The organism is Octadecabacter arcticus 238 (assembly GCF_000155735.2).
GTDB classification, from domain to species: domain Bacteria; phylum Pseudomonadota; class Alphaproteobacteria; order Rhodobacterales; family Rhodobacteraceae; genus Octadecabacter; species Octadecabacter arcticus.
The window spans coordinates 3,072,972-3,094,872 of sequence record NC_020908.1 but is presented as its reverse complement, the minus strand read 5'-3'; the positions used below and the strand labels follow the sequence as shown (position 1 = coordinate 3,094,872).

Annotated in this window: 20 protein-coding genes and 4 pseudogenes; 6 read left to right on the top strand and 18 right to left on the bottom strand. The window is 55.2% G+C overall.

The window, feature by feature from the left end; translation table 11 throughout:
• Positions 1-21: 21 nt before the first annotated feature.
• The 10 genes and pseudogenes from OA238_RS32880 to OA238_RS31870 all read right to left on the bottom strand — a co-directional run bounded on the left by OA238_RS32880 (position 22) and on the right by OA238_RS31870 (position 8,139).
• Complete coding sequence (locus OA238_RS32880; protein ID WP_187293212.1) at positions 22-198, bottom strand: DUF4177 domain-containing protein; 177 nt, start codon at positions 196-198, stop codon at positions 22-24.
• Entirely contained in the window at positions 191-1,186 is a 996-nt protein-coding gene (locus tag OA238_RS16005) for an ATPase, T2SS/T4P/T4SS family (RefSeq protein ID WP_015495975.1), read from the bottom strand. The genes OA238_RS32880 and OA238_RS16005 overlap by 8 nt, the downstream gene beginning before the upstream one ends.
• A 3-nt stretch (positions 1,187-1,189) precedes the next feature.
• Positions 1,190-2,512 (bottom strand): TraB/TrbI/VirB10 family type IV secretion system protein, encoded by a 1,323-nt coding sequence (locus tag OA238_RS16000; RefSeq protein WP_015495974.1) that lies wholly within the window; start codon positions 2,510-2,512, stop codon positions 1,190-1,192.
• Positions 2,505-3,206, bottom strand: a complete 702-nt coding sequence (locus tag OA238_RS15995) for a TrbG/VirB9 family P-type conjugative transfer protein (protein WP_015495973.1) — start codon at positions 3,204-3,206, stop codon at positions 2,505-2,507. The genes OA238_RS16000 and OA238_RS15995 overlap by 8 nt, the downstream gene beginning before the upstream one ends.
• 6 nt (positions 3,207-3,212) lie before the next feature.
• Positions 3,213-3,395, bottom strand: a pseudogene (locus tag OA238_RS30375) (VirB8/TrbF family protein); the annotation flags it as partial.
• 27 nt (positions 3,396-3,422) lie between these two features.
• The gene (locus OA238_RS15990; protein WP_015494194.1) at positions 3,423-4,694 is read right to left on the bottom strand and encodes an IS256 family transposase; all 1,272 of its coding nucleotides are present in this window, start codon (positions 4,692-4,694) and stop codon (positions 3,423-3,425) included.
• Between the two features lie 98 nt (positions 4,695-4,792).
• A pseudogene (locus OA238_RS15985) lies at positions 4,793-5,212 on the bottom strand (transposase); the annotation flags it as partial.
• A gap of 357 nt (positions 5,213-5,569) precedes the next feature.
• Positions 5,570-6,817, bottom strand: coding sequence for an IS256-like element ISOan6 family transposase (locus OA238_RS15980; RefSeq protein ID WP_015495972.1), 1,248 nt, complete (start codon positions 6,815-6,817; stop codon positions 5,570-5,572).
• Between the two features lie 294 nt (positions 6,818-7,111).
• Positions 7,112-7,582 carry a pentapeptide repeat-containing protein gene (locus tag OA238_RS30370; RefSeq protein ID WP_015495971.1) on the bottom strand — a complete coding sequence of 157 codons (471 nt, stop codon included), beginning with the start codon at positions 7,580-7,582 and terminating at the stop codon, positions 7,112-7,114.
• Between the two features lie 173 nt (positions 7,583-7,755).
• Complete coding sequence (locus OA238_RS31870; RefSeq protein ID WP_144055914.1) at positions 7,756-8,139, bottom strand: site-specific integrase; 384 nt, start codon at positions 8,137-8,139, stop codon at positions 7,756-7,758.
• 115 nt (positions 8,140-8,254) lie between these two features.
• On the opposite strand from OA238_RS31870, the gene OA238_RS15970 reads away from it, so the two are divergent.
• Positions 8,255-9,502, top strand: a complete 1,248-nt coding sequence (locus tag OA238_RS15970; RefSeq protein ID WP_015495970.1) for an IS256-like element ISOan6 family transposase — start codon at positions 8,255-8,257, stop codon at positions 9,500-9,502.
• On the opposite strand, the gene OA238_RS15965 is transcribed toward OA238_RS15970, so the two are convergent.
• From OA238_RS15965 to OA238_RS15950, 4 genes are all read right to left on the bottom strand, one after another.
• Positions 9,410-10,111: a site-specific integrase gene (locus tag OA238_RS15965; protein ID WP_015495969.1), complete on the bottom strand. Its 702-nt coding sequence runs from the start codon at positions 10,109-10,111 to the stop codon at positions 9,410-9,412. The two genes, OA238_RS15970 and OA238_RS15965, sit on opposite strands and share 93 nt — an antisense overlap.
• 15 nt (positions 10,112-10,126) lie before the next feature.
• Complete coding sequence (tnpC, locus tag OA238_RS15960) at positions 10,127-11,821, bottom strand: IS66 family transposase (protein ID WP_051076454.1); 1,695 nt, start codon at positions 11,819-11,821, stop codon at positions 10,127-10,129.
• A gap of 69 nt (positions 11,822-11,890) precedes the next feature.
• Complete coding sequence (tnpB, locus tag OA238_RS15955; RefSeq protein ID WP_015494728.1) at positions 11,891-12,238, bottom strand: IS66 family insertion sequence element accessory protein TnpB; 348 nt, start codon at positions 12,236-12,238, stop codon at positions 11,891-11,893.
• Positions 12,235-12,603: a transposase gene (locus tag OA238_RS15950; RefSeq protein ID WP_015494727.1), complete on the bottom strand. Its 369-nt coding sequence runs from the start codon at positions 12,601-12,603 to the stop codon at positions 12,235-12,237. The genes tnpB and OA238_RS15950 overlap by 4 nt, the downstream gene beginning before the upstream one ends.
• Positions 12,604-12,965: 362 nt before the next feature.
• On the opposite strand from OA238_RS15950, the gene OA238_RS15945 reads away from it, so the two are divergent.
• Positions 12,966-14,213, top strand: a complete 1,248-nt coding sequence (locus tag OA238_RS15945; RefSeq protein WP_015495968.1) for an IS256-like element ISOan6 family transposase — start codon at positions 12,966-12,968, stop codon at positions 14,211-14,213.
• Here OA238_RS15945 and OA238_RS35115 read toward each other — a convergent pair.
• Positions 14,121-14,393, bottom strand: a complete 273-nt coding sequence (locus OA238_RS35115; protein WP_420806464.1) for a DUF6538 domain-containing protein — start codon at positions 14,391-14,393, stop codon at positions 14,121-14,123. The two genes, OA238_RS15945 and OA238_RS35115, sit on opposite strands and share 93 nt — an antisense overlap.
• A 607-nt stretch (positions 14,394-15,000) precedes the next feature.
• On the opposite strand from OA238_RS35115, the pseudogene OA238_RS15940 reads away from it, so the two are divergent.
• The 3 genes and pseudogenes from OA238_RS15940 (at position 15,001) to ade (ending at position 19,054) form a co-directional block, all read left to right on the top strand.
• A pseudogene (locus tag OA238_RS15940) lies at positions 15,001-16,066 on the top strand (IS630 family transposase).
• Between the two features lie 34 nt (positions 16,067-16,100).
• Positions 16,101-17,291, top strand: a complete 1,191-nt coding sequence (locus OA238_RS15935) for a putative bifunctional diguanylate cyclase/phosphodiesterase (protein ID WP_275450521.1) — start codon at positions 16,101-16,103, stop codon at positions 17,289-17,291.
• Between the two features lie 65 nt (positions 17,292-17,356).
• Positions 17,357-19,054: an adenine deaminase gene (ade, locus tag OA238_RS15930; protein ID WP_015495966.1), complete on the top strand. Its 1,698-nt coding sequence runs from the start codon at positions 17,357-17,359 to the stop codon at positions 19,052-19,054.
• Between the two features lie 88 nt (positions 19,055-19,142).
• On the opposite strand, the gene OA238_RS15925 is transcribed toward ade, so the two are convergent.
• The 3 genes from OA238_RS15925 to OA238_RS15915 all read right to left on the bottom strand — a co-directional run bounded on the left by OA238_RS15925 (position 19,143) and on the right by OA238_RS15915 (position 20,791).
• Positions 19,143-20,018, bottom strand: a complete 876-nt coding sequence (locus OA238_RS15925; protein ID WP_015495965.1) for an MBL fold metallo-hydrolase — start codon at positions 20,016-20,018, stop codon at positions 19,143-19,145.
• Entirely contained in the window at positions 20,015-20,305 is a 291-nt protein-coding gene (locus tag OA238_RS15920) for a DUF6691 family protein (protein WP_338042793.1), read from the bottom strand. Before OA238_RS15920 ends, OA238_RS15925 begins: the two co-directional genes overlap by 4 nt.
• A gap of 96 nt (positions 20,306-20,401) precedes the next feature.
• A complete protein-coding gene (locus OA238_RS15915; protein ID WP_015495964.1) occupies positions 20,402-20,791 on the bottom strand; it encodes a YeeE/YedE family protein in 390 nt (129 codons plus the stop codon).
• 195 nt (positions 20,792-20,986) lie between these two features.
• Between OA238_RS15915 and OA238_RS30365 the strand changes: the two are divergent.
• A pseudogene (locus OA238_RS30365) lies at positions 20,987-21,809 on the top strand (IS3 family transposase); the annotation flags it as partial.
• Positions 21,810-21,901: the final 92 nt, after the last annotated feature.

Genomic DNA, 21,901 nt, shown 5'->3' with positions numbered 1-21,901 from the left:
CGCCTCGCTCTTTTGCTTCGATCAGTGCGCGGCCTTCAGCGGCCGCTTCAGAAACGCGGTGAGGATATGCTCGCCGTCAAAATCCGGGGTTACAGCAACAAGCTCCCAGCCCTCGCGCCCGAGGGCATTCAGCTCCCCGGCATAAGTTTGCGGTTTCTTGCGGCCTGTATTGATCTGGCGTGTGAGGTATTCAAACATCTGCGGTCTCCGTTTTTTCTGTTTCAACGCGTGGCAAGTAGAACTCGGTGATCCCGCGCGCGCCTTCATGGCGGCCAGCTTGGATGATCACGTCGATCGAGCGGGTGATGTAATGGATCATATCCTGGTAGGTCATGGGGACATCGGTTTTGAGCGCCGCGATTGCGAGGCGCTGGATTGCGAGCTGTGGGGTCTCGGCATGCAGCGTGGTGAGCGATCCGCCATGGCCGGTATTGATAGCCTCGAGGAAGGTCATGGCCTCCTTGCCGCGGACCTCGCCCAGAACAATCCGGTCGGGTCGCATGCGCAGGGTCGCGGTCAGCAGCTGATCTGCGCTGTGCTCGCGTGCCTCTCGATCGGCCATCAGCGTCACTGTATTGGGCTGTGTCGGCCTCAGCTCGGCCGCGTCCTCAATCGTGATCAGGCGCTCGGCCTCGGGCACAAAGGATAGGATCTTGCGCGCGGTGACGGTCTTGCCTGTGGAGGTGCCACCGGAGACGATCATGTTGAGCTTGTGGCTGACGCAGAAGGCGATGGCGGCCTCGATATCGCCTGTGGCGACGACGGTGCGCAACTCTGTATTGCGCGCGCGACGCGTGGCTTCGGAACTGCGTTCGGATCCAAAGAGATAGGCGAGCTGGATCTTGTCGAGCGGCAGGTCGGCAAAAAACCGCAGTGAAATCGCAAAGCCGCCTTCGACGGCGGGTGGCTGGATCACCTGCGCGCGGATCGGCCTGTCCCGGTAGAGGATGCTAACCGAGACTATGGGTTTTGCGCGGCTGAGCGTGGTGTTGGCGGTGGAAGCAATTTGCGCGCCGAGGTCTTGTGCGGCATGGGGCGTCAGGCGCATATCCAGCGCACGCATAAAATGATCACCCTGCATCTCGCCCCAGACGGTGCCGTCAGGGTTGATGCACAGCTCGATGAGCTTGGGATCGCGCGCGGCGGGCAGCTGGTCGAGCGAGCTCTGGAGATAGCTGGCACCCATGGCTCAGAAAATCTCCAAATCGCGGTCCACCATGACGGTGACGCGCGCGCCTTGGTCGACATAGATGACCGGGGCGAGCGCGAGATATTCGCTGACAACACTTTGGGTGGTGTCCTCCAGACTCTCGGCGGTGCCTTCGATCGCGTCTGCCGTGGCCTGGTCTTCGGTCGATCCTGCAGCTGCCGCGGGCAGGCCTCTAATGAGCGAAATCAGCGCGGCTGATCCAAAGCGCGTGCCAAAGCGGCTGTCGACAAAGCCGGTGGTGCCGGAGCGGCCAAGTGCGTCGCCGCCAAAGGCGCTGATCTCGACGCTCTGGTTGTCTGGCAGGATGATCCGGTCCCAGGCGATGGTGATGCGCTGTTGAGCGATATCAATGCCGGATTGATACCGCCCGATGAGCCGCGACCCGCGCGGGATCAGCACACGCGTGCCATCGAAGGCATGGACATCTTCGGAGACCAAGGCGCGGACGGGACCAGCAAGCTGGCTGTCGATGGCGGTTTCCAGCACGGCCTGGATCATCGTGCCCTGCACAACCGTGTTGGACGGGTTCACGATAGTCTGCGCCTGGGTAACGGTTGCTGGCTGCGCGCCGTTTCGGACGAAATCCGTCTCACCATCGAGGCGGCGCTGCTCAGCCGCGCTTTCATCAGTACCGCCTCCGCTGGAGCCGAAGGCGATGATCGGGCTGGCGATGCGGGCCTCGAGAATGGCGCGCTCGGCTTCGCGGCGACGTTCGAGCTCTTGCAGGCGCAGCGTTTCTTCTGTTGGACCTGTAGCCATAGGCGTAGCGGGGGTCTCAAGCTGCGCGAGTTCCAGATCGGTCTGCAGGCGCTGGATTTGCCGCCCGCGCTCATCAAGATCTGCACGCAGGGCGGCCTCCGCCTCATCTGCATCACTGCGCAGGGCGTCAATCTCGGCGTTCAATGCGTCGAGTGCTGCGCTGTCCAAGACGGGCGCATCCGGCGCTGGCACATTGCTGAGGGCCGTCAATTCCGCGCGCATCTCGTCGAGCTGCGTGCGCAGGGCCTCGGTCTCGGCATTCGTGGGTGCAGGGGCCGCCGGTTGCGTGGCTGGTTCAGGTGGTGCCACTGGATCGAGGGCACCAAAACCTGGCCCACTGTCCTGAAACTCTGCCGGGGCAGCCGTTTCCATCGGCTCAGGCTGAGGTTCGCGCGACATCAGCGTTATGACAGCAAGCAGTGCAGCCGCGCCCACAACGCCCAACACGATCAATAACAAGACCGGGCGCGTGCGGCGGCCGCCGCTATCGCCACCGCCCTCGAGCGCTTCCAGGCGTTTGCGCAACTCAGCTGTCTCAGTCATTGGCGGCAACCCCGCTCATATCCTGAACACAGACTTCCAGATCTGCGAGGCGGAGCACCCATCTGGCACTGATACCCGAAACCCGGATCACGCCATCTTCTTGGGCCATGGCATTGACGCTGCGCTCGCGGCCCGTTGACCACCGAAAGATCGCGGGGACAGGTGCATTCGCGGCAAAGCGGAAATACGTGAAGGTCCCATCGTCCCAGATCTCTTGGGGCGTGATCTCGGCTTGTGCACTGACGCCGTAGGCATGGTTGGCAGGCTGGCGTACGATCGCCCGTGCATCATCGCGCGCGACCTCCGGATAGCGAAACCGGATCACATAGAAGGTCGGGGCGGACGCTTCTGTCACGTTGAAATAATAGCTGCGCCGGTTGGTATAGACCGTGATGTTGGTATGCGCGCCACGGACCACAGGCTTGATCGCGAAGGCCTGACCGCCGGGGACGCCGTCGAGCAGAAACCCTTCGGTGTCGCCTGCAATGATGGAGCGGATGGTCTCGCCGGGCCCGAACTCGATGCTGGTGACATGGGTGAGGCTGGTGCTGACCTGGTAGACCTCGCCATCCACGAATGTGGCCACCCGCACGCGTGCGTCATGGGTGCCGCGGCGCGGTTGGACCTCGGCAAATGCCGTACTGGCCAGAAATATGCTGGCAGCGGCGAGTGTCACAACGAACCGTGGAAACATTGGCATCTACTCCTCGAGCCGGTCCGAGCGGACCGCGTATTCTGTGACGGTGAAGCCGAAGGGGTTTTGCCAGACCTCGTCGATCGAGCGGCGCTCTTCGGGCCGGAACGCAAACATCAGCGTAGCGGTGAAGAGCCCGGTCTGGCTGCCCCGCGGGGAGCTGAGGCGTTTGCGCAAACGGACCGAGCTATGCTTGAATTTGGGTGACGCGCATCATTAGGCGGCGTGGTTTTCGGTGTCACCGGTCACTTCGACACCGTCGTTGAATTTGATGCCATCGATGACTTTTGGCAACTGGTTTCTACCCTTGAGCCTCAACCATTTCTTTGATGCGGCCTGAATGAGGGTAAAAACCATCAGCTTTGCAGTTTTTTGCGACAGTGCGCCTTTGGTACGAACCGTTCTGTGTCGGACGGTGGCAAACACGCTTTCTATAGGGTTTGAAGTGCGTAGATGGCCCCAATGTTCCGCCGGAAAATCAAAGAATGCGAGCATCGCGTCTTGATCCTTGATTAGACATGCAACGCCCTTTGGATATTTGACCTCATATTTCTCAGAGAACACTGCCAGCGCCGCTTCTGCTTCTTTGCGCGTCCCTGCGTGCTGGATGTTATCCAGATCTGACTTCACAGCCGGTGCCATCTGCTTGGGAAAACAATTCAGAACATTCTTCACCTTATGCACCCAACACCGTTGGTGTTTTGTGCCTGGAAATGCCCTGTCCAGCGCGTTCCAAAACCCCATGGCCCCGTCACCAACCGCAATTTCCGGTGCGACGGACAACCCACGACTTTTTATGTCGGTCAGTAACTCATGCCAACTCTGTGCGCTCTCCCGCAGACCGACCTGAAAGCCGATCAATTCTTTCTTGCCCTCCGGTGTTGCACCGATGATCACCAGCATGCATTCGGCATTTTCTTCCATCCGGGCCTGAAGATAGACGCCATCGGCCCAGATGTAGACATAGTGACGAGCAGAGAGATCACGCCGGGTCCAGGTGTCATATTGTGCCTGCCATCCAGCCGTCAGTCGCGAAATGACGCTTGGCGAAAGGTTCGGCGCGTCGGTGCCCATAATGGCTGACAGCGCTTCTTGAAAATCACCCGTTGAAATGCCTTTCAGATAAAGCACCGGCAACAAGGCATCTAAGCTTACCGAGCGGCGCGCCCATTTCGGCAGTATGTTCGATGTAAAGCGGATTTTTTTGGATGGATCAGGTGTTGCCAGCCGGTCGCGCACCTTGGGCCGCTGGACATCCAGAGAACCAATGCCGGTCTGGATCTGCCGTTCAGGGCCAAATCCATGCCGCACAATCCGCTGGCGGCCATCCTCCAGCTGTTCATCTGCAAAGCTGGCGACAAATGCATCAGCTTCGGCTTTCAGCGCTTCCGCCAACATCCGGCGGGCACCCTCCCGTGCAAGCTCTGTCAACGGATCTACGATCGTTTCCGATTGGTGGAACGGCAGGATCTGTGTATCGTTCTTCATAGGCGTATTGCTCCTTGTGAGGTTCTGGCCGGCTTTGACACCTGCCACAATACGCCGCCTTTCAAATCACGCCATCACCCAAATTCCACCATAACTCAAAGACCCACCGCATCAGGGCCCAGCATCACCTTGAGGGCTGGGGCCATTTCACCACTGGAAATACCTTTGAGATAAAGCCATGGCAGCGCAGCCTCCAAAGTCTTGGTTCTGCGCACATAGGGCGGCACAAGGGCAGAACGGAATGTCACCGGTGTGCCGTTCCTGGACCGAACCTTTGGAATGCGCACGCTCACAGGGCCAATGCCCGTTTGAAATGGGCGGGCCGGATGATGTCCATTACGCACGACTGCCGCGTGACCGGCATCGGTGCGTAAGCCGGTAAATTGCGCCAAATAACTGACAAGCTCAGCCTCAACTGCTGTCGCGATCAATTGTTGTGCTCCCGTTTTCAGCAACTCCGTCAACGCGTCCGTCATCTCGTCTCGACGCGCAAAATCAACAATGTTAGTAGTTCCCATGGTGGTGTATCTCCTTTGGTTGGGCTGCTGTCTTCCAACAACAATTCAACCAGATACGCCGCCAACCTTCAAACCACTCAAACACCAGATTCAGTCATAGCTCCAAATATGCTTATCATTCGTTAGAACGGCACCCTAAACACACTCAAGGCTCTGCTTGACGTTCTCTGAAGCTCTCAGACACCTACGCGCTGGGCTGGTGGTAAATCTTATCTGTTGGAGTTCTCATTAGACTATATGGCGCTGCACAGGCCCCTGATGCTTTTGGTAGTCAATACGTGTGACGCCCAGCGCAAATAGGCCATTAGGTGATCGTTGTGTGAGTTATTGTCAAATCTGGTGTTTGAGTATTGTTGGTCATGCGGTGATCTGGTCGGGGTTTGTGGTTTCGATTCCGTCTTTGAACGTGACGCCTGTGATGACTTTTGCGAGGTAGTCAAAGCCGCGTAGCTTCCTCCAATTTTGCTCAGCACATTGCCCCAGTTTGAACATCATGTGCAGCATGCCATCGCGTGACAGGCAGCCCTTTGAACGCTTGGTACGATGCCGGATCGTCGCGAAGGCCGATTCAATTGGATTGCTAGTGCGGATGCTTTGCCAATGCTGCGCCGGGAAGTCGAAGAATGCCATGAGTTCCTCACGATCTTTTTGCAGGCATAGTGTGGCCTTGGGATATTTGGGTTCGTAGGTTTTGATGAACAGATCGAACGCCTTTTCTGCATCGACTTTGGTCTCGGCCTGCCAGATGTCGTGCAGCGCGGCCTTGGCTTTTGGCTGAGACAGCTTGGGTAAACAATTGAGCACGTTCACCGTTTTGTGTTGCCAACAGCGTTGATGGCGGGTCTCAGGATAGACTTCGTCCATGGCCGCCCAAAACCCCATGGCACCGTCCCCGATGGCCAGTTTGGGCGCATTCATGCCTCGGCTTTTGAGGTTAAGCAGAACCTCGCGCCAGCTCTGCGTGGACTCGCGCACCCCATCTTCAATTGCCAGAAATCGCTTCTTGCCACGGGCAGTTACCCCAATAATAACAAGGGCACAGAGCTTGTCATCCTCGCCCCGAAGGCCGCTGTGAACGCCGTCGGCCCAGATATAGACGATGGGCTCGTCATCTAACTCAGCGCCTTTCCAAGCCTCGTATTCATTGGCCCAATCGCGTTTTAAACGCGAAACCGTATTAGCCGACAAGCCAACGGCATCTGGGCCCAGAAGAACCTTGAGGGCGGGAGCCATCTCGCCGCTGGAGATCCCTTTGCGGTAAAGCCATGGCAAGGCCGCTTCCAGCGTCTTCGTGCGGCGCACATAGGGCGGCACCAGGGCAGACCGGAATGTCACCGGTGTGCCGTCCTTGGACCGAACCTTTGGAATGCGCACGCTCACAGGGCCAATGCCCGTTTGAAACGGGCGGGCCGGATGATGTCCATTACGCACGACTGCCGCGTGACCGGCATCGGTGCGTAAGCCGGTAAATTGCGCCAAATAACTGACAAGCTCAGCCTCAACTGCTGTCGCGATCAATTGTTGTGCTCCCGTTTTCAGCAACTCCGCCAACGCGTCCGTCATCTCGTCTCGACGCGCAAAATCAACAATGTTAGTAGTTCCCATGGTGGTGTATCTCCTTTGGTTGGGCTGCTGTCTTCCAACAACAATTCAACCAGATACGCCGCCAACCTTCAAACCACTCAAACACCAGATTCAGTCATAGCTCTCGTTGTGTTGATTTGCTGGTGTTAATGACAAAATACGCTAATGGCTCTGTGTGAAGCTATTTCGGCCTGTGAGGGGTTACTGTAGGGGCCCCGAAGGAACTCAGATGGCTCGATCTGAAAAACACTGTGAACATGGGCGCAATCCTTGGTGTTATAGATCGTTAGTTTGGGTGTAATATTTGCTGTAAAGTTAGCATCCACTATACAAAACTGACGCATCTGGCATAGTAGTGTTACAGAGAGTCCAATTTTTCAGAAGGGCACCTTTCAAATTGGCCCCACTTAGGTTTGCACGATATAGGTTTGCTCCTTCTAGGTATGCTCCTTGTAGATTTACCGAACGTAGGTTTGCCCCAAATAGGTTTGCTCCACTAAGGTTTGCCCCAAATAGGTTTGCCCCTTCTAGGTTTGCGAACGCAACGCTTGCCCCTTCTAGGTTTACCGAACGTATGTTTGCCCCACTTAAGTTTGTCCATTCAAGATTTGCCCCACTTAGGTCTGCCCATTCTAGGCGTGCCCCACTTAGGTCTGCATAACGTAAATCACACTCTGAACACGAACCCGTCTCATCCAGCTTCTGCACATCATTAGGATCAAAGGCTGACGCGCTGCTTGCAAACAAGATTGCTGTGATTGTGATGGCTTTTCTTAGTGTAAGCATAGTGTAATCCTCTGGTGTTAAAGATCGTTAAGTTAGGTGTGAGATGCACTGTAAGACTTTGTTAGATATCAACAACACTTGATGTTAAAGCATCTAAATTAGCTTAATTTCTCCAGCCAAGCATATCAATTAAAGCCTGCAGGTAGAGTATCACAGCAGTGCGCTGGGCAACTTTAATGCCAAGAGACCTTGCTTATGGCACCCACCAAGACAGAGAAATCGACGCCACCAGAGTAAAGACCATAGGTCATCGTGTTTATCTCATGGCTAAGCAATCTAGCAGAGATGTTTTCTGGTACACCATTGGTCTCTAGTTGCCTTGCCAGCCCCTTCCTAAAGGAATGAAATACGTAATCAGAGCCGTAATTTAGACTATGCTTCAGTCGTCCAAACCTTTTTCCAATAGCATTGGACCTGTCTCCATATTTGTTGAATGTTAATCCAGAAATAAGAAACCCATCGCTAGATTCCCTAGCTAAATCTGCAACAAGCTTAGAGACATCTTTGTGAATTGGTATTTCTCGCCAGCCAGCTTGAGTTTTAGCGTCTTCAATCACAAGCCTGTCTGGGAGCTATGACTGAATCTGGTGTTTGAGTGGTTTGAAGGTTGGCGGCGTATCTGGTTGAATTGTTGTTGGAAGACAGCAGCCCAACCAAAGGAGATACACCACCATGGGAACTACTAACATTGTTGATTTTGCGCGTCGAGACGAGATGACGGACGCGTTGACGGAGTTGCTGAAAACGGGAGCACAACAATTGATCGCGACAGCAGTTGAGGCTGAGCTTGTCAGTTATTTGGCGCAATTTACCGGCTTACGCACCGATGCCGGTCACGCGGCAGTCGTGCGTAACGGACATCATCCGGCCCGCCCGTTTCAAACGGGCATTGGCCCTGTGAGCGTGCGCATTCCAAAGGTTCGGTCCAAGGACGGCACACCGGTGACATTCCGGTCTGCCCTGGTGCCGCCCTATGTGCGCCGCACGAAGACGCTGGAAGCGGCCTTGCCATGGCTTTACCTCAAAGGGATCTCCAGCGGCGAGATGGCTCCCGCCCTCAAGGTTCTTCTGGGCCCAGATGCCGTTGGCTTGTCGGCTAATACGGTTTCGCGTTTAAAACGCGATTGGGCCAATGAATACGAGGCTTGGAAAGGCGCTGAGTTAGATGACGAGCCCATCGTCTATATCTGGGCCGACGGCGTTCACAGCGGCCTTCGGGGCGAGGATGACAAGCTCTGTGCCCTTGTTATTATTGGGGTAACTGCCCGTGGCAAGAAGCGATTTCTGGCAATTGAGGATGGGGTGCGCGAGTCCACGCAGAGCTGGCGCGAGGTTCTGCTTAACCTCAAAAGCCGAGGCATGAATGCGCCCAAACTGGCCATCGGGGACGGTGCCATGGGGTTTTGGGCGGCCATGGACGAAGTCTATCCTGAGACCCGCCATCAACGCTGTTGGCAACACAAAACGGTGAACGTGCTCAATTGTTTACCCAAGCTGTCTCAGCCAAAAGCCAAGGCCGCGCTGCACGACATCTGGCAGGCCGAGACCAAAGTCGATGCAGAAAAGGCGTTCGATCTGTTCATCAAAACCTACGAACCCAAATATCCCAAGGCCACACTATGCCTGCAAAAAGATCGTGAGGAACTCATGGCATTCTTCGACTTCCCGGCGCAGCATTGGCAAAGCATCCGCACTAGCAATCCAATTGAATCGGCCTTCGCGACGATCCGGCATCGTACCAAGCGTTCAAAGGGCTGCCTGTCACGCGATGGCATGCTGCACATGATGTTCAAACTGGGGCAATGTGCTGAGCAAAATTGGAGGAAGCTACGCGGCTTTGACTACCTCGCAAAAGTCATCACAGGCGTCACGTTCAAAGACGGAATCGAAACCACAAACCCCGACCAGATCACCGCATGACCAACAATACTCAAACACCAGATTTGACAATAACTCCCTGTCTGGCTTCACATTGTCTAGTTTAAGGCTGCAAAGTTCTTCAATCCTACAACCAGTATGCGCGCCAAGCCTGATAAGGTCTGATAGGTGCTTGTTGTTTTTAGATGCTGCCGCGAGAAGCCTCCTGTAGTCCTCCACGTCGAAGCCTTTGCGCTTAGGTTTGGCTGAACGTCCCGTCTTTTTGTTTGGAACAACATCTGTAAATGGAGATGAATCCTCTAACCCTCGATGCCTCATCAACCACTTCCAGTAGGCTCTGCAGGCTGAGATTATACGTCTTGCAGTGGCTTCACTTAGGCCCCGTTTTTGCAGGAGTTCAGTATCGACCCATTTAACAACTTTGTGCCAAGTAGCATCTGAGGCAAACCTAAATTCTTTGCAGAACTCTATAACGTCGCGTCGCTGCATGTCCCTTGTCTTCTGGGCAAGATGTTTGCTGCTTTCCTGCCACTCATCGAAGTACTCTGTAAGGAGGAACTTTTTGCCAAAGGCGATATCGTGGACTAGTACCGCCTCCTTATGTTTTTCTGGCTCATGTTTCCAATGAGGCAATACATCAATCGTAAGCATCAACGCTGCCCTTGATCAAGCTGCGTCTTTTGCCTCGGCCTCGGCGTTTTTAGCATCGATCATGTCCTGATAGGCCCACGGCATGAGATCGTTGATACGGTTTGCTTGATGGTCCTGGATGCGTTCCAGCACCCATGCGAGCCAGGCTTTGGGATTCACTTTGTTCATCTTGGCGGTCTCTATCAACGTATAAGCAATTGCTGCAGATTTGCCGCCTGCTTCTGATCCCATGAAGAGATAGTTTTTGCGTCCCACGGCCACAGGGCGCACTGCGCGCTCGGCTGTGTTGTTGTCCAGCTCAAGAAAGCCGTGATCAAGATAGGGCCGTGCCTTTGGCAGGCGCGCCAGTGCATATTTGATCGCCTTGGCCAGCGGCGTCTTGCTAGAGATCTTGCCCAGTTGCTCTTTAAGCCAGACTTCCAGGTCATCAAAGATCGGCTTGGCGTATTCCTGACGCAGGGCCACGCGTTCCGCAGGGGGCAGGAACCGCGCTTGTGTCTCAACATCATAGAGCTTTTTAATCCGCAGCACGGCTTCGCCCGCCACGGGCAGCTTTGTGCTTTCATAAAGGTCAAAGAACTCACGCCGCACATGGGCCATGCATGCCATCTCTTTGACCCGCCCCGTGCGGTAGGCGTCATTATACCCAGCATAGGCATCCGCATGGGCGTAGCCTTCATAGCTTTCGAGATGCTTGCTGGGATGCTCCGCCTCACGGCTGGTGGAGAACTGGTACCACACCGCAGGTGGAGCTCCGCTGGCCCAAGTGTCTTCTTTTCGGGCATAGACCCACAGTCGCGCGGTTTTGGTCTTATTCTTTCCTTTGCCATTGCCCTTCTGGAGCAGCTTGACCGTTGTGTCATCCATGAAGATCGCCTGCGCCTCAAAGACGTGATCGCGGATTGCATCTGAGACGCGCTCCAGCAGTTTGGTGCATTTGCCGACCCATCCCGCCATGAGCGATCCACTCAGATCAATGCCCTCGTTGGCAAACATCTGGCTCTGGCGATACAGCGGCAGATGATAGCCGTATTTACAGCACAGGATGTGGGCCATCAGCGCGGGGCCGACAAAGCTCTTCGGAATGGGTCGGCTTGGCATCTCAGCCTGAACAACGGCCTCACAACAGGTGCAGGCCAGACGCGGGCGGCCAATTTGGTTCACGATGTAATGTCCCGGGACATATTCCAACTCCTCCATCACATCCGTTCCAAGCACTTTGAAGCTGCCGCCACAGTCGGTGCAAGCATCACTGGGGGTGATGGTCTTTTGGACACGCTTCAGCCCCTTTGGGAAAGGTTTGCGCTTGCGCGGTGTGCGGGGCGGCTTGGCCTCAGCGTCAGAGGGTTCATCATCTGTCTCAACGGCTTGTTCGATCTCAAGTTCTTCAAGGATCAACTCAAGCGCCAGCTGTGCACTGCTTTCCGACTTTGAGCCAAAGCGGTGCTTGTTGTGACCGTGGAGTTGCAGGCGCAGATCGGCGATGATGGTGTCTCGGTTCTGGATGGCCCGCGCATGAGCGGTGCGCTCGGCACTCAGGGCGGCGTCCACTGATGCCATCTCATCCTTGAGGCGTTTTTGTACCGTCGCATGGCCAAGGGATGACCCGAGAAACGCTTGCTTCAGCTCTGACAATTCCGCTGTTTGCGCGGCAACGTATGCCTGTACTTCAGGGGGCAGATTAGTCAGATTTGGAGGGGTCTTACTCATGCCATTACATACCAAATCTCGGGCATCATGGGAATCCCACAAAGGCAAGAAGTCCTATAAAACATACAGCTATCCAACCATACTTGGACGCCATGTCTTCTTGAGAATACGCCAGTCTATGCCTTCCATCAGCATCGCAAGCTGTGCGCGGCTTAGGCTGACTTTACCTTCCTTGACTGAGGGCCATACGAACCGTCCACGTTCAAGCCGTTTGGTAAACAGGCACGCGCCCTGACCATCCCACCAGATCATCTTGATCTGATCGCCACGACGGCCACGGAACAAAAATAGATGCCCCGCGTAAGGGTCAGCTGCAAGAACCTGCGCGGTCTGCGCCGCCAGCCCGTTGAAGCCGCGCCGCATATCCGTAACTCCTGCGGCAAGCCAGATCTTCGCATCCCCCAAAACAGGGATCATGCTGCAAGTCCTCGCGCCAGTTCCAGCACAAAGCCAGCATCAACCCCGTCGCTCACGCTCAGCTTGCGACCGTTCTCAAGTGTGATCTCAATATGGGGGACAGGTAAGATGCTGGTGCCGGATGACGCAGGCGTGTCCACCATACCCGCATCGGCAATCTCTACGGGGGTGAACTGGCCTATATCTGATTTGTCAGGCTGAAACCGCCCATCGCTGCGCCATGCATAAATCCGGTTGGTGCCCACACCGTGCTTCTTGGCAACCATTGGAACACTCACGCCAGCAGTGTGGCTTTCCGCTACAAGCTGTCGCTTGAAATCATCCGTGTATTTGGAACCTCGGCCACGCCTAGTCTTGTTCATCATCAAAATCCTCATATCGCGCCAGCCATATCGCCAGCTTCGCGCAATAATCGCACCTTAGATCATGCCAAAAAAAGAGGGGGTTCCCTGTATGTTTACCATCAATCGACATATCTTTGATTTCGTTTTCAGTCCAACCATCTTTGCGATGAAATTCTATATGACTTCTATGCAGAGCTACCGCACCCTCTAGTGAGCTGTCATCGCCAGTCCTTACAGCCACAAAAAGGCGCTTCCACTGGATAATTAGAGGTAGAACCCTGAGCTATGACTGAATCTGGTGTTTGAGTGGTTTGAAGGTTAGCGGCGTATCTGGTTGAATTGTTGTTGGAAGACAGCAGCCCAACCAAAGGAGATACACCACCATGGGAACTACTAACATTGTTGATTTTGCGCGTCGAGACGAGATGACGGACGCGTTGACGGAGTTGCTGAAAACGGGAGCACAACAATTGATCGCGACAGCAGTTGAGGCTGAGCTTGTCAGTTATTTGGCGCAATTTACCGGCTTACGCACCGATGCCGGTCACGCGGCAGTCGTGCGTAACGGACATCATCCGGCCCGCCCGTTTCAAACGGGCATTGGCCCTGTGAGCGTGCGCATTCCAAAGGTTCGGTCCAAGGACGGCACACCGGTGACATTCCGGTCTGCCCTGGTGCCGCCCTATGTGCGCCGCACGAAGACGCTGGAAGCGGCCTTGCCATGGCTTTACCTCAAAGGGATCTCCAGCGGCGAGATGGCTCCCGCCCTCAAGGTTCTTCTGGGCCCAGATGCCGTTGGCTTGTCGGCTAATACGGTTTCGCGTTTAAAACGCGATTGGGCCAATGAATACGAGGCTTGGAAAGGCGCTGAGTTAGATGACGAGCCCATCGTCTATATCTGGGCCGACGGCGTTCACAGCGGCCTTCGGGGCGAGGATGACAAGCTCTGTGCCCTTGTTATTATTGGGGTAACTGCCCGTGGCAAGAAGCGATTTCTGGCAATTGAGGATGGGGTGCGCGAGTCCACGCAGAGCTGGCGCGAGGTTCTGCTTAACCTCAAAAGCCGAGGCATGAATGCGCCCAAACTGGCCATCGGGGACGGTGCCATGGGGTTTTGGGCGGCCATGGACGAAGTCTATCCTGAGACCCGCCATCAACGCTGTTGGCAACACAAAACGATGAACGTGCTCAATTGTTTACCCAAGCTGTCTCAGCCAAAAGCCAAGGCCGCGCTGCACGACATCTGGCAGGCCGAGACCAAAGTCGATGCAGAAAAGGCGTTCGATCTGTTCATCAAAACCTACGAACCCAAATACCCCAAGGCCACACTATGCCTGCAAAAAGATCGTGAGGAACTCATGGCATTCTTCGACTTCCCGGCGCAGCATTGGCAAAGCATCCGCACTAGCAATCCAATTGAATCGGCCTTCGCGACGATCCGGCATCGTACCAAGCGTTCAAAGGGCTGCCTGTCACGCGATGGCATGCTGCACATGATGTTCAAACTGGGGCAATGTGCTGAGCAAAATTGGAGGAAGCTACGCGGCTTTGACTACCTCGCAAAAGTCATCACAGGCGTCACGTTCAAAAACGGAATCGAAACCACAAACCCCGACCAGATCACCGCATGACCAACAATACTCAAACACCAGATTTGACAATAACTCTAGAACCCTCTCTTGTGCAATTGTCAGGCTTTGGGTGCTTAGCGTTTGCTTAAAGCGTGTCTTACCTAGCTTACCCTTAAGAGCTTTGGGTACCTCTAGAACGGCATACCAACCCTGACGTTGCTTTAGTAAATATCGGGGCATACAAGTCCTCCACTGAAGTGACGTTACCACCTACGCAAACCACCTACAATACAGACTTATTCCCCATAATATACGTTTATAACTTAATATACACTACATGGCGTAGTATCCCTTCGCCTCCGCCACCCAGCCCAATTAAGTGGTTGTTTTTTATGTATTTTTTGGATAGATACAGTCCCGAACTACCCATAAAACTATCAACCTTGAAGCGCTTTGTTTTGTTGGGTTTTCGGGGTTTTGTTGCACAAATCGTCTTAAGGGATTCATATAGAGAATCCAGATTGATAGCCTTGGCTCATGAGCCGCTGGACACCTACCGCGTATAAGACCAAGAACTGGTCGAGTTATAATCGAGCGCAGCATTTTGTTGGCTGAAACTGCGGTATGCGGGCAATGCCGTCATTTGCGGCAATATGCGCGAGTGACAGATTTGTTACTGTGGTTGAACAGATTTAGGGCAGGTTTGATTGATCCTCGCCGGTTCAACGCTATGTTTACTTTAGGAAAACTTATCCAATACTTCTGCGCCTGAATTGACCTGACGATTTTGGGCCTGCGATTCACTTCGTCGCATGGCCAAAGGCGGTTCAGTCTGTATTTTGAGTTTATGAGCAAGCAATACAAAACAGTCTCCTTATCCGACGAGCAGCGCATAGCACTTGAAGCGCTTTGCCGCCGCCGCAAAGTTGACGCCCTTGTTTGGAAACGGGCGCGCGTTTCTTCTTTTGGACGCAGGAGAAGACGCCGGAACGGTTTGCCGGATTTTGGATATTGGCCCGACAGTTTTGACGGAGTGGCGATTTGCCTTTGCCGGTGTGGGACTATCGTTTTTCGGTCTGAAGGACTACAGCCAGCGTCAGGGTCATTTGTCCGTCGTGCAAGAGCAGGCGGTGAGAGCCCATTTCACCGCGCAGCCTGCCCGCAATGCCGATGAGGTCTGTGCCTATGTTCTAGCCGAGTGCGACCAAAACTACAGCACGTCGGGAGCCGCCAAGCTGATGCGCCGCCTGGGGTTCGCGTATAAGAAACCACAATTGCTGCCTGCACAGGCCGATGAAGCCAAGCAGGCTGCGTTTATTGCCAAATATGAGGCCCTGATGAACGGGTTGGCCGCAGATGAGATGGTTGTCTTTTCGGACGCTGTCCACCCCGAACACCAGAGCCGCCCCGCCCATGGTTGGTTCCCCAAGGGACAAAAGACGGCCCTGAAGGCGACATCAGGGCGCAAGCGGCTCAACATTCAGGGCGCGCTTGACCTTGAGACTTTCCAGTTCACCTTTGTGGAAGGCGAGAAGATCAATGCCCAGACAACCCGACAGATGCTGGAAAAGTTGGAACGCAACAACCAAACCAAGACGGCCATCCACGTCTTTGTCGACAATGCCCGCTATCATCATGCCAAGATACTACAGCCATGGCTGGACAGCCCAGAACGTCGGGTGAAGTTGCATTTCTTGCCAGCATATGCCCCGCACCTCAACCCGATCGAGCGTCTTTGGGGTGTTATGCACAAATGGGTCACCCACAATCGGCACTATGCAACGTTCAACCAATTCACAGAGGCCATTTTCGACTTCTTCCGCAAGACCCTGCCAGAAAAATGGCCAGAGTTTCGCGACACCGTCACCGACAACTTCCGCGTCATATCGCTCAAGGAATACAAAGTGATTTGAGGGGAAAACCTCAGGTCAATTCAGGCGCGGGAGTATAGACCGCTTCAAGCTGATCAATGACTGCTATGGCCATGAGGCGGGCGACACTGTGCTTAAACAAATTGCCATTCGCGCGCGCACTGTTTTGCGGCCGGAAGACATGGTCGCGCGACTGGGCGGCGATGAATTTGTGATCGTCATCGAAGGGAACCGTTCCAAAGCGACGCTTGAATCACAGGTGGAAAAACTGCGCCGCGCGATTTCCAATCCGATCTTGCACGACAAGACCCGTATCGGCGCCACGATCAGCGTGGGGATCGCCGGGTATACGGACGACTCGGACTGTTTCTCTGATGTGATGCGTCAGGCGGACATCGCGCTGTATGCATCCAAACAGGGCGGGCGAAACTGCACCACATTCTTTAACACCCAAATGGGCAATGCCGCGATTGCCCGCGACCAGATTGAGGTGGCCCTGGGTCAGGCTGTCTTGGCAGACGAATTCATCCTGCATTATCAACCCCGTCTCGACATTCAATCCGGAGAGATCGTTGGCGCCGAAGGTTTGGTGCGCTGGGTGCATCCCGAGCGGGGGATGGTGATGCCGGACATATTCATCCCGATCTGTGAGGAAACTGGCCTGATTGATGAACTGGGCCGCATTGTTCTGGAAATCGGTTGCAGTCAGGCGATTGAATGGCACCAAGCTGGGTTCGACCTTGATGTCTCGCTGAATGTGTCACCGCGCCAGTTTTCTGATCCGGGGTTCGTGACAACCTTGCAAGACTTTGCGGCGCGGCCGGGGTTTCCCCATGGCAGGATTGAACTTGAGATCACAGAGACAGTCCTGATCGGTGAACATAACGAAATTGCCGAAAAGCTGCGGGCGATCACCGCAATCGGGTACAATATCGCGATTGACAACTTTGGCACCGGCTATTCCAACCTGTCCTACATTTCGCGGTTTCCGCTGACCTGTTTGAAAATCGACCGCTCCTTCATTGATCAATTGCCGGCCTCTGGCCCGATTGTCCAACTGATCCTGACCCTTGGCCCGCAAATTGGCGCGCGTGTCGTTTCCGAAGGGGTCGAAACTCAGGAACAACTGGATTGGCTTACCGATAACAACTGTAAAGAGGCGCAAGGCTACCTTATCACGCGGCCCCTTGCAGTGCGCGATTTCGAACGCTTCGTGCAGGCATTCGCGCCATCAGGCCAGCGGGGCTACGATGAATACCGCGCCTGACCCACACCAAACCTAGACGCTGCCTGTGATATCCTGTCTGTTGGATCCAAAGCAGGGGACATCATATGGCCGAACTCACCAAACGAATTGCACAAGGGCGCGGCGATGCTGCGGCAGATTTGGTTCTGCGTGGCGCTCAGGTGTTTGATGTCATCACGGGCGCAATGCTAGACGGTGATGTGGCGATTTGTGGCGATACCATCGTTGGCACCTGCGCCGATTACGACGGCAAACAAATCGTGGATGTTACCGGCCTCACCCTCGTGCCCGGTTTCATCGACACGCATCTGCACATCGAAAGCAGCCTTGTCACACCGTTTGAATTTGACCGTCTCGTCACCCCCCTTGGCGTGACCACCGCGATCTGTGATCCCCATGAAATTGCGAATGTTTTGGGCGTCGCAGGTATCCAGTACTTCCTCGATGCGGCCCTTGAAACTGTGCTTGATATTCGCGTTAACCTCAGCTCTTGCGTTCCCTCAACCGACATGGAATCGTCCGGGGCGCGGATTGAGGCGGCGGACCTGATCGCGCTGCGCGACCACGCGGCGGTGATTGGTCTGGCCGAGGTCATGAACTACCCTGGCGTGATCCACCAAGACCAAGGGATCATGGCGAAACTTGAGGCGTTCAAAGGCGGCCATATCGACGGCCATGCGCCGATGTTGTCGGGCAAAGATCTGAACGCCTACATCGCCGCTGGCATCCGCACGGAACACGAAGCCACGACCGCCGATGAAGCCCGCGAAAAGCTGCAAAAAGGCCTGCGCGTGTTGATCCGCGAAGGGTCGGTGTCCAAAGACCTCGACGCATTGTTGCCGCTTCTGGATGAACGCACTGCCAGCTACATGTGTTTTTGCACCGATGATCGTAACCCGCTGGATATCGACGAACACGGACATCTGGACTACATAATCCGCACCGCGATCAAACGCGGCACATCCGCAGTCGCAGTCTACCGCGCAGCATCGCTGTCAGCTGCCGAAGCCTTCGGTCTCAAAGATCGCGGCCTCATCGCGCCGGGTCAGCGCGCAGATATCGTCGCCCTTGTCAGCTTGGAAAGTTGCGATGCGAAAATGACCTTCTGTGGCGGCGTCCATGCCGCTGAAACTGCGTTCAATGCGCGTAAAATTACCCCCACAATCGGGCGCAATTCTGTGCAAGCCCCGACCGTCACAGCCGCCGATTTCCGCACCACATCCAACCGCGCCGAAACTGACGTGATCGGCGTTATCCCCGGTAAAATCATCACCGAGCATCTGCACGAAGTGATTGAGCCGCAAAACGGTGACAAATCCCCCGACATCGCCCGCGACCTGATCAAGATCGCTGTCGTCGAACGCCACGGCATAAACGGCAATATCGCCACGGGCTTCGTGAAAGGCTTCGGTTTGCAACGCGGCGCCATTGCCTCAACCGTTTGTCATGATCACCACAACATCGCCTGCGTCGGCGCGAATTACGACGATATGGCCCTGGCCTCTAATCGCATGACGGCACTTGAGGGGGGATTTGTCGTCACCGAAAACGGTAAAATTCTGGCCGAACTGGCCTTGCCAGTGGCGGGTCTCATGAGTCTCGAGTCGTTCGAACACGTGCGCGAAAAACTTGAAATCCTACGCGCCGCTGCTAAATCATTGGGCGTCACCCTGGACGAGCCGTTCCTGCAACTGGCGTTCCTCGCACTGCCGGTGATCCCGATGCTCAAAATCACCGATCGCGGCATGGTTGACGTCGCCAAATTCGAAATCATCTCGTCTTAGGCGCGTCTCGTCGCGTCTTTGCTTGATAAATATCCCGGGGGCCCCGAAGGGTGGGTGCAGCGCCCCCTCCGCGCTCGCGGCACGCGCCTCACAACCCGTTAACGGGCACTTTCAGCATCGGATTCCCGTCCTTGTCGGTGGGTACATGCCCGGCGCGCATATTCACCTGTAGTGCCGGGATAATCAGCTTTGGCATCGCCAGTTGCGCGTCGCGATCCGTTCGAAATTTGATGAAATCCTCGCGGGACTTGCCGCCGCCGACATGGATGTTGGCCGCTCGTTGGTCCGCCACCGTGGTTTCCCATGCAATGGCGCGCCCGTTCGGCCCGTAATCATGACACATGAACAGGCGCATCTCGGCGGGCAGGGCCAGCACCTTCTGGATGCTGTCATACAACTCCCCTGCGTCCCCGCCCGGAAAATCCGCCCGCGCCGATCCGCCGTCGGGCATGAACAGCGTGTCCCCGACAAAGGCGGCGTCTCCCATCACATGAACCATGCATGCCGGCGTATGGCCCGGGGTGGCCATGACATAACAGCTCATATCGCCAACGGTGTAGGTGTCACTGTCGCTGAACAACGCATCAAACTGCGACCCGTCGCGCTGGAATTCCGTGCCCTCGTTGAACACTTTTCCAAAGGTTTCCTGCACCACCATAATCTTTTCACTGACACCGATTTTGCCGCCCAGCTTGTCTTGCAAATACGGCGCAGCGCTCAAATGATCGGCATGCACATGGGTTTCGATGATCCAGTCCAGCGTCAACCCGCGCTCTGTAATCCGCGCAACCAGCTGATCGGCGTGCTCGGATGTGATGCGTCCGGCGGCGTAATCAATATCCATCACGCTGTCGATGATCGCGCAGTGATCCGAATTCGGGTCTTTGGCGATATAGCTGATTGTGTTGCTCGCTTCGTCAAAGAAGCCTTCGATTTGCGGCTGGATATCCATGTTCACGGTCATACTGTGTGTCCCAACGGTTGCGATTTTGATTTAACGATCTTTGCAATCACGATGCCAGTGATCATCGCGCCCGTAAAGGTCAACGCGGCTGGGTCCAGCTTTCCCACAGCAGGCAATTCCTCACCGAGGCAGAACCTGGCGATGCCCCAACCGACGCCAAACGTCGTTGACCCAGCGATCAATGGATCGGAACGTTGGCAGGTGGAACACATCGGCCATACGCGGCGCAGAACGAACCGATATCCCAACGCCGCACCGCCCAATGCACCGCGCATAACAAACGCCAACGATGGATCTCAAAACCTTGGCAGGGTTGGCCATGCCACCCAAAATGATCCCAAACCCGAAAATCAGCCCGATGGCATAGGTTATCAAGAACCGCATTATAGGGCACCCCCGATCCCAGAACTGATCCCAGTTCCGAAGATATGGCGCGTGACGTAAACCGTCACCACCGCCGCGATCATGAACACCACCGTAGCCACGATAGAACGCGGCGACAATCGCGCGATGCCACAGACGCCGTGCCCTGATGTGCCGCCGCCGCCATATGTCGCGCCGACCCCGACGATCAATCCGCCAATGATCATAGCTGCGCTAGAAACTGGCACCTGAACCGTTACCGATTGGCCGCTGACCAACCAAAAGAGGGCGGGTGCGCTGACCATTCCGGCCAACAGGCTCGTGCGCCAACCCCAATCGCTGCGCGACGTCGGCATCAGAAAGCCTGCCAAAATGCCCATGGCACCCATGACGCGGCCAAAATTGGCCATCTACAGAACGGACGCCAGTCCGATCAATAGGCCGCCCCCAAGGGAGGCGAGAGGTGTGAAATCAGTGGGCATAGCGATCCTGATGAATTGGGTGGGTAATCCCCCGAAAAATGGTTGTGTTGAAAACTAGAATTTTCTCGGCAAGATAAGCCAAGGAGATTCACCATGTAGAAATCACGTTATTCAGAGGCCCAGATTGTCGCGGTTTTGAAAAAAGCTGAGAATGGTGTGCCTGTATCTGAACTGTGCCGCAGCCATGGAATGAGCAGCGCTGCGTTTTCCCAATGGCGTTCAAAATATGTGGGAATGGACGCATCGCTCATTTCCGAGATGAGGCAGTTGCAGGCTGAGAATGCGCGTCTGAAACGGATGTATGCAGATATCGCGATGCAGAATGAGCTGGTGAAAGAAGCCCTCGCAAAAAAGTAACGAGGCCGTCTTTCCGACGAGAACCTCTCAGTGAATGTACCATTCACCTGCCGGCCAGTGGATGGCCCAACATGCAGTCGATGTACGCGGCGTTAGCGTTGCTTTGGCGTGCCGTGCTTTCCCGATCAGCCCGCGGTGCTTTCGGTATTTGCCGCTGTTGGCTGACGAGAACAAAGAAATCGAGGATTGGCTGATTGCCTTGACCAAGGCCGGCAAGAACTGGGGCTTTGGGCTGTGCTTCCTGTATTTGCGCAACATTAAGGGCTTCAAATGGAACCACAAACGGGTTCGTCGGATTTATTGTGAGCTGGAATTGAACCTGCGGATCAAGCCCCGAAAACGCTTGAAACGCGAGCGCCCCGAGCCGTTATCAGTACCCGATAAGCCCAACCAGGTTTGGTCCATGGATTTTATGTCTGATCAGCTGTGGAATGGGAAATCGTTCCGAACCTTGAACATTCTGGATGATTTCAACCGAAAGGGACTAGCCATAGATGTGGATTTTTCGCTGCCAGCGGCGCGGGTCGTGCGCAGTTTGAACCAGATTATAGCCTGGCGTGGGAAACCTGCGATGATACGCGTGGATAACGTCCTATGCGCGGAACGATTGGTTGATTTGGCGTCAGATCATTGTCGCATCGAGGTATCTCGACACGTTTGAATCATGTCTCAGTTCGGCGT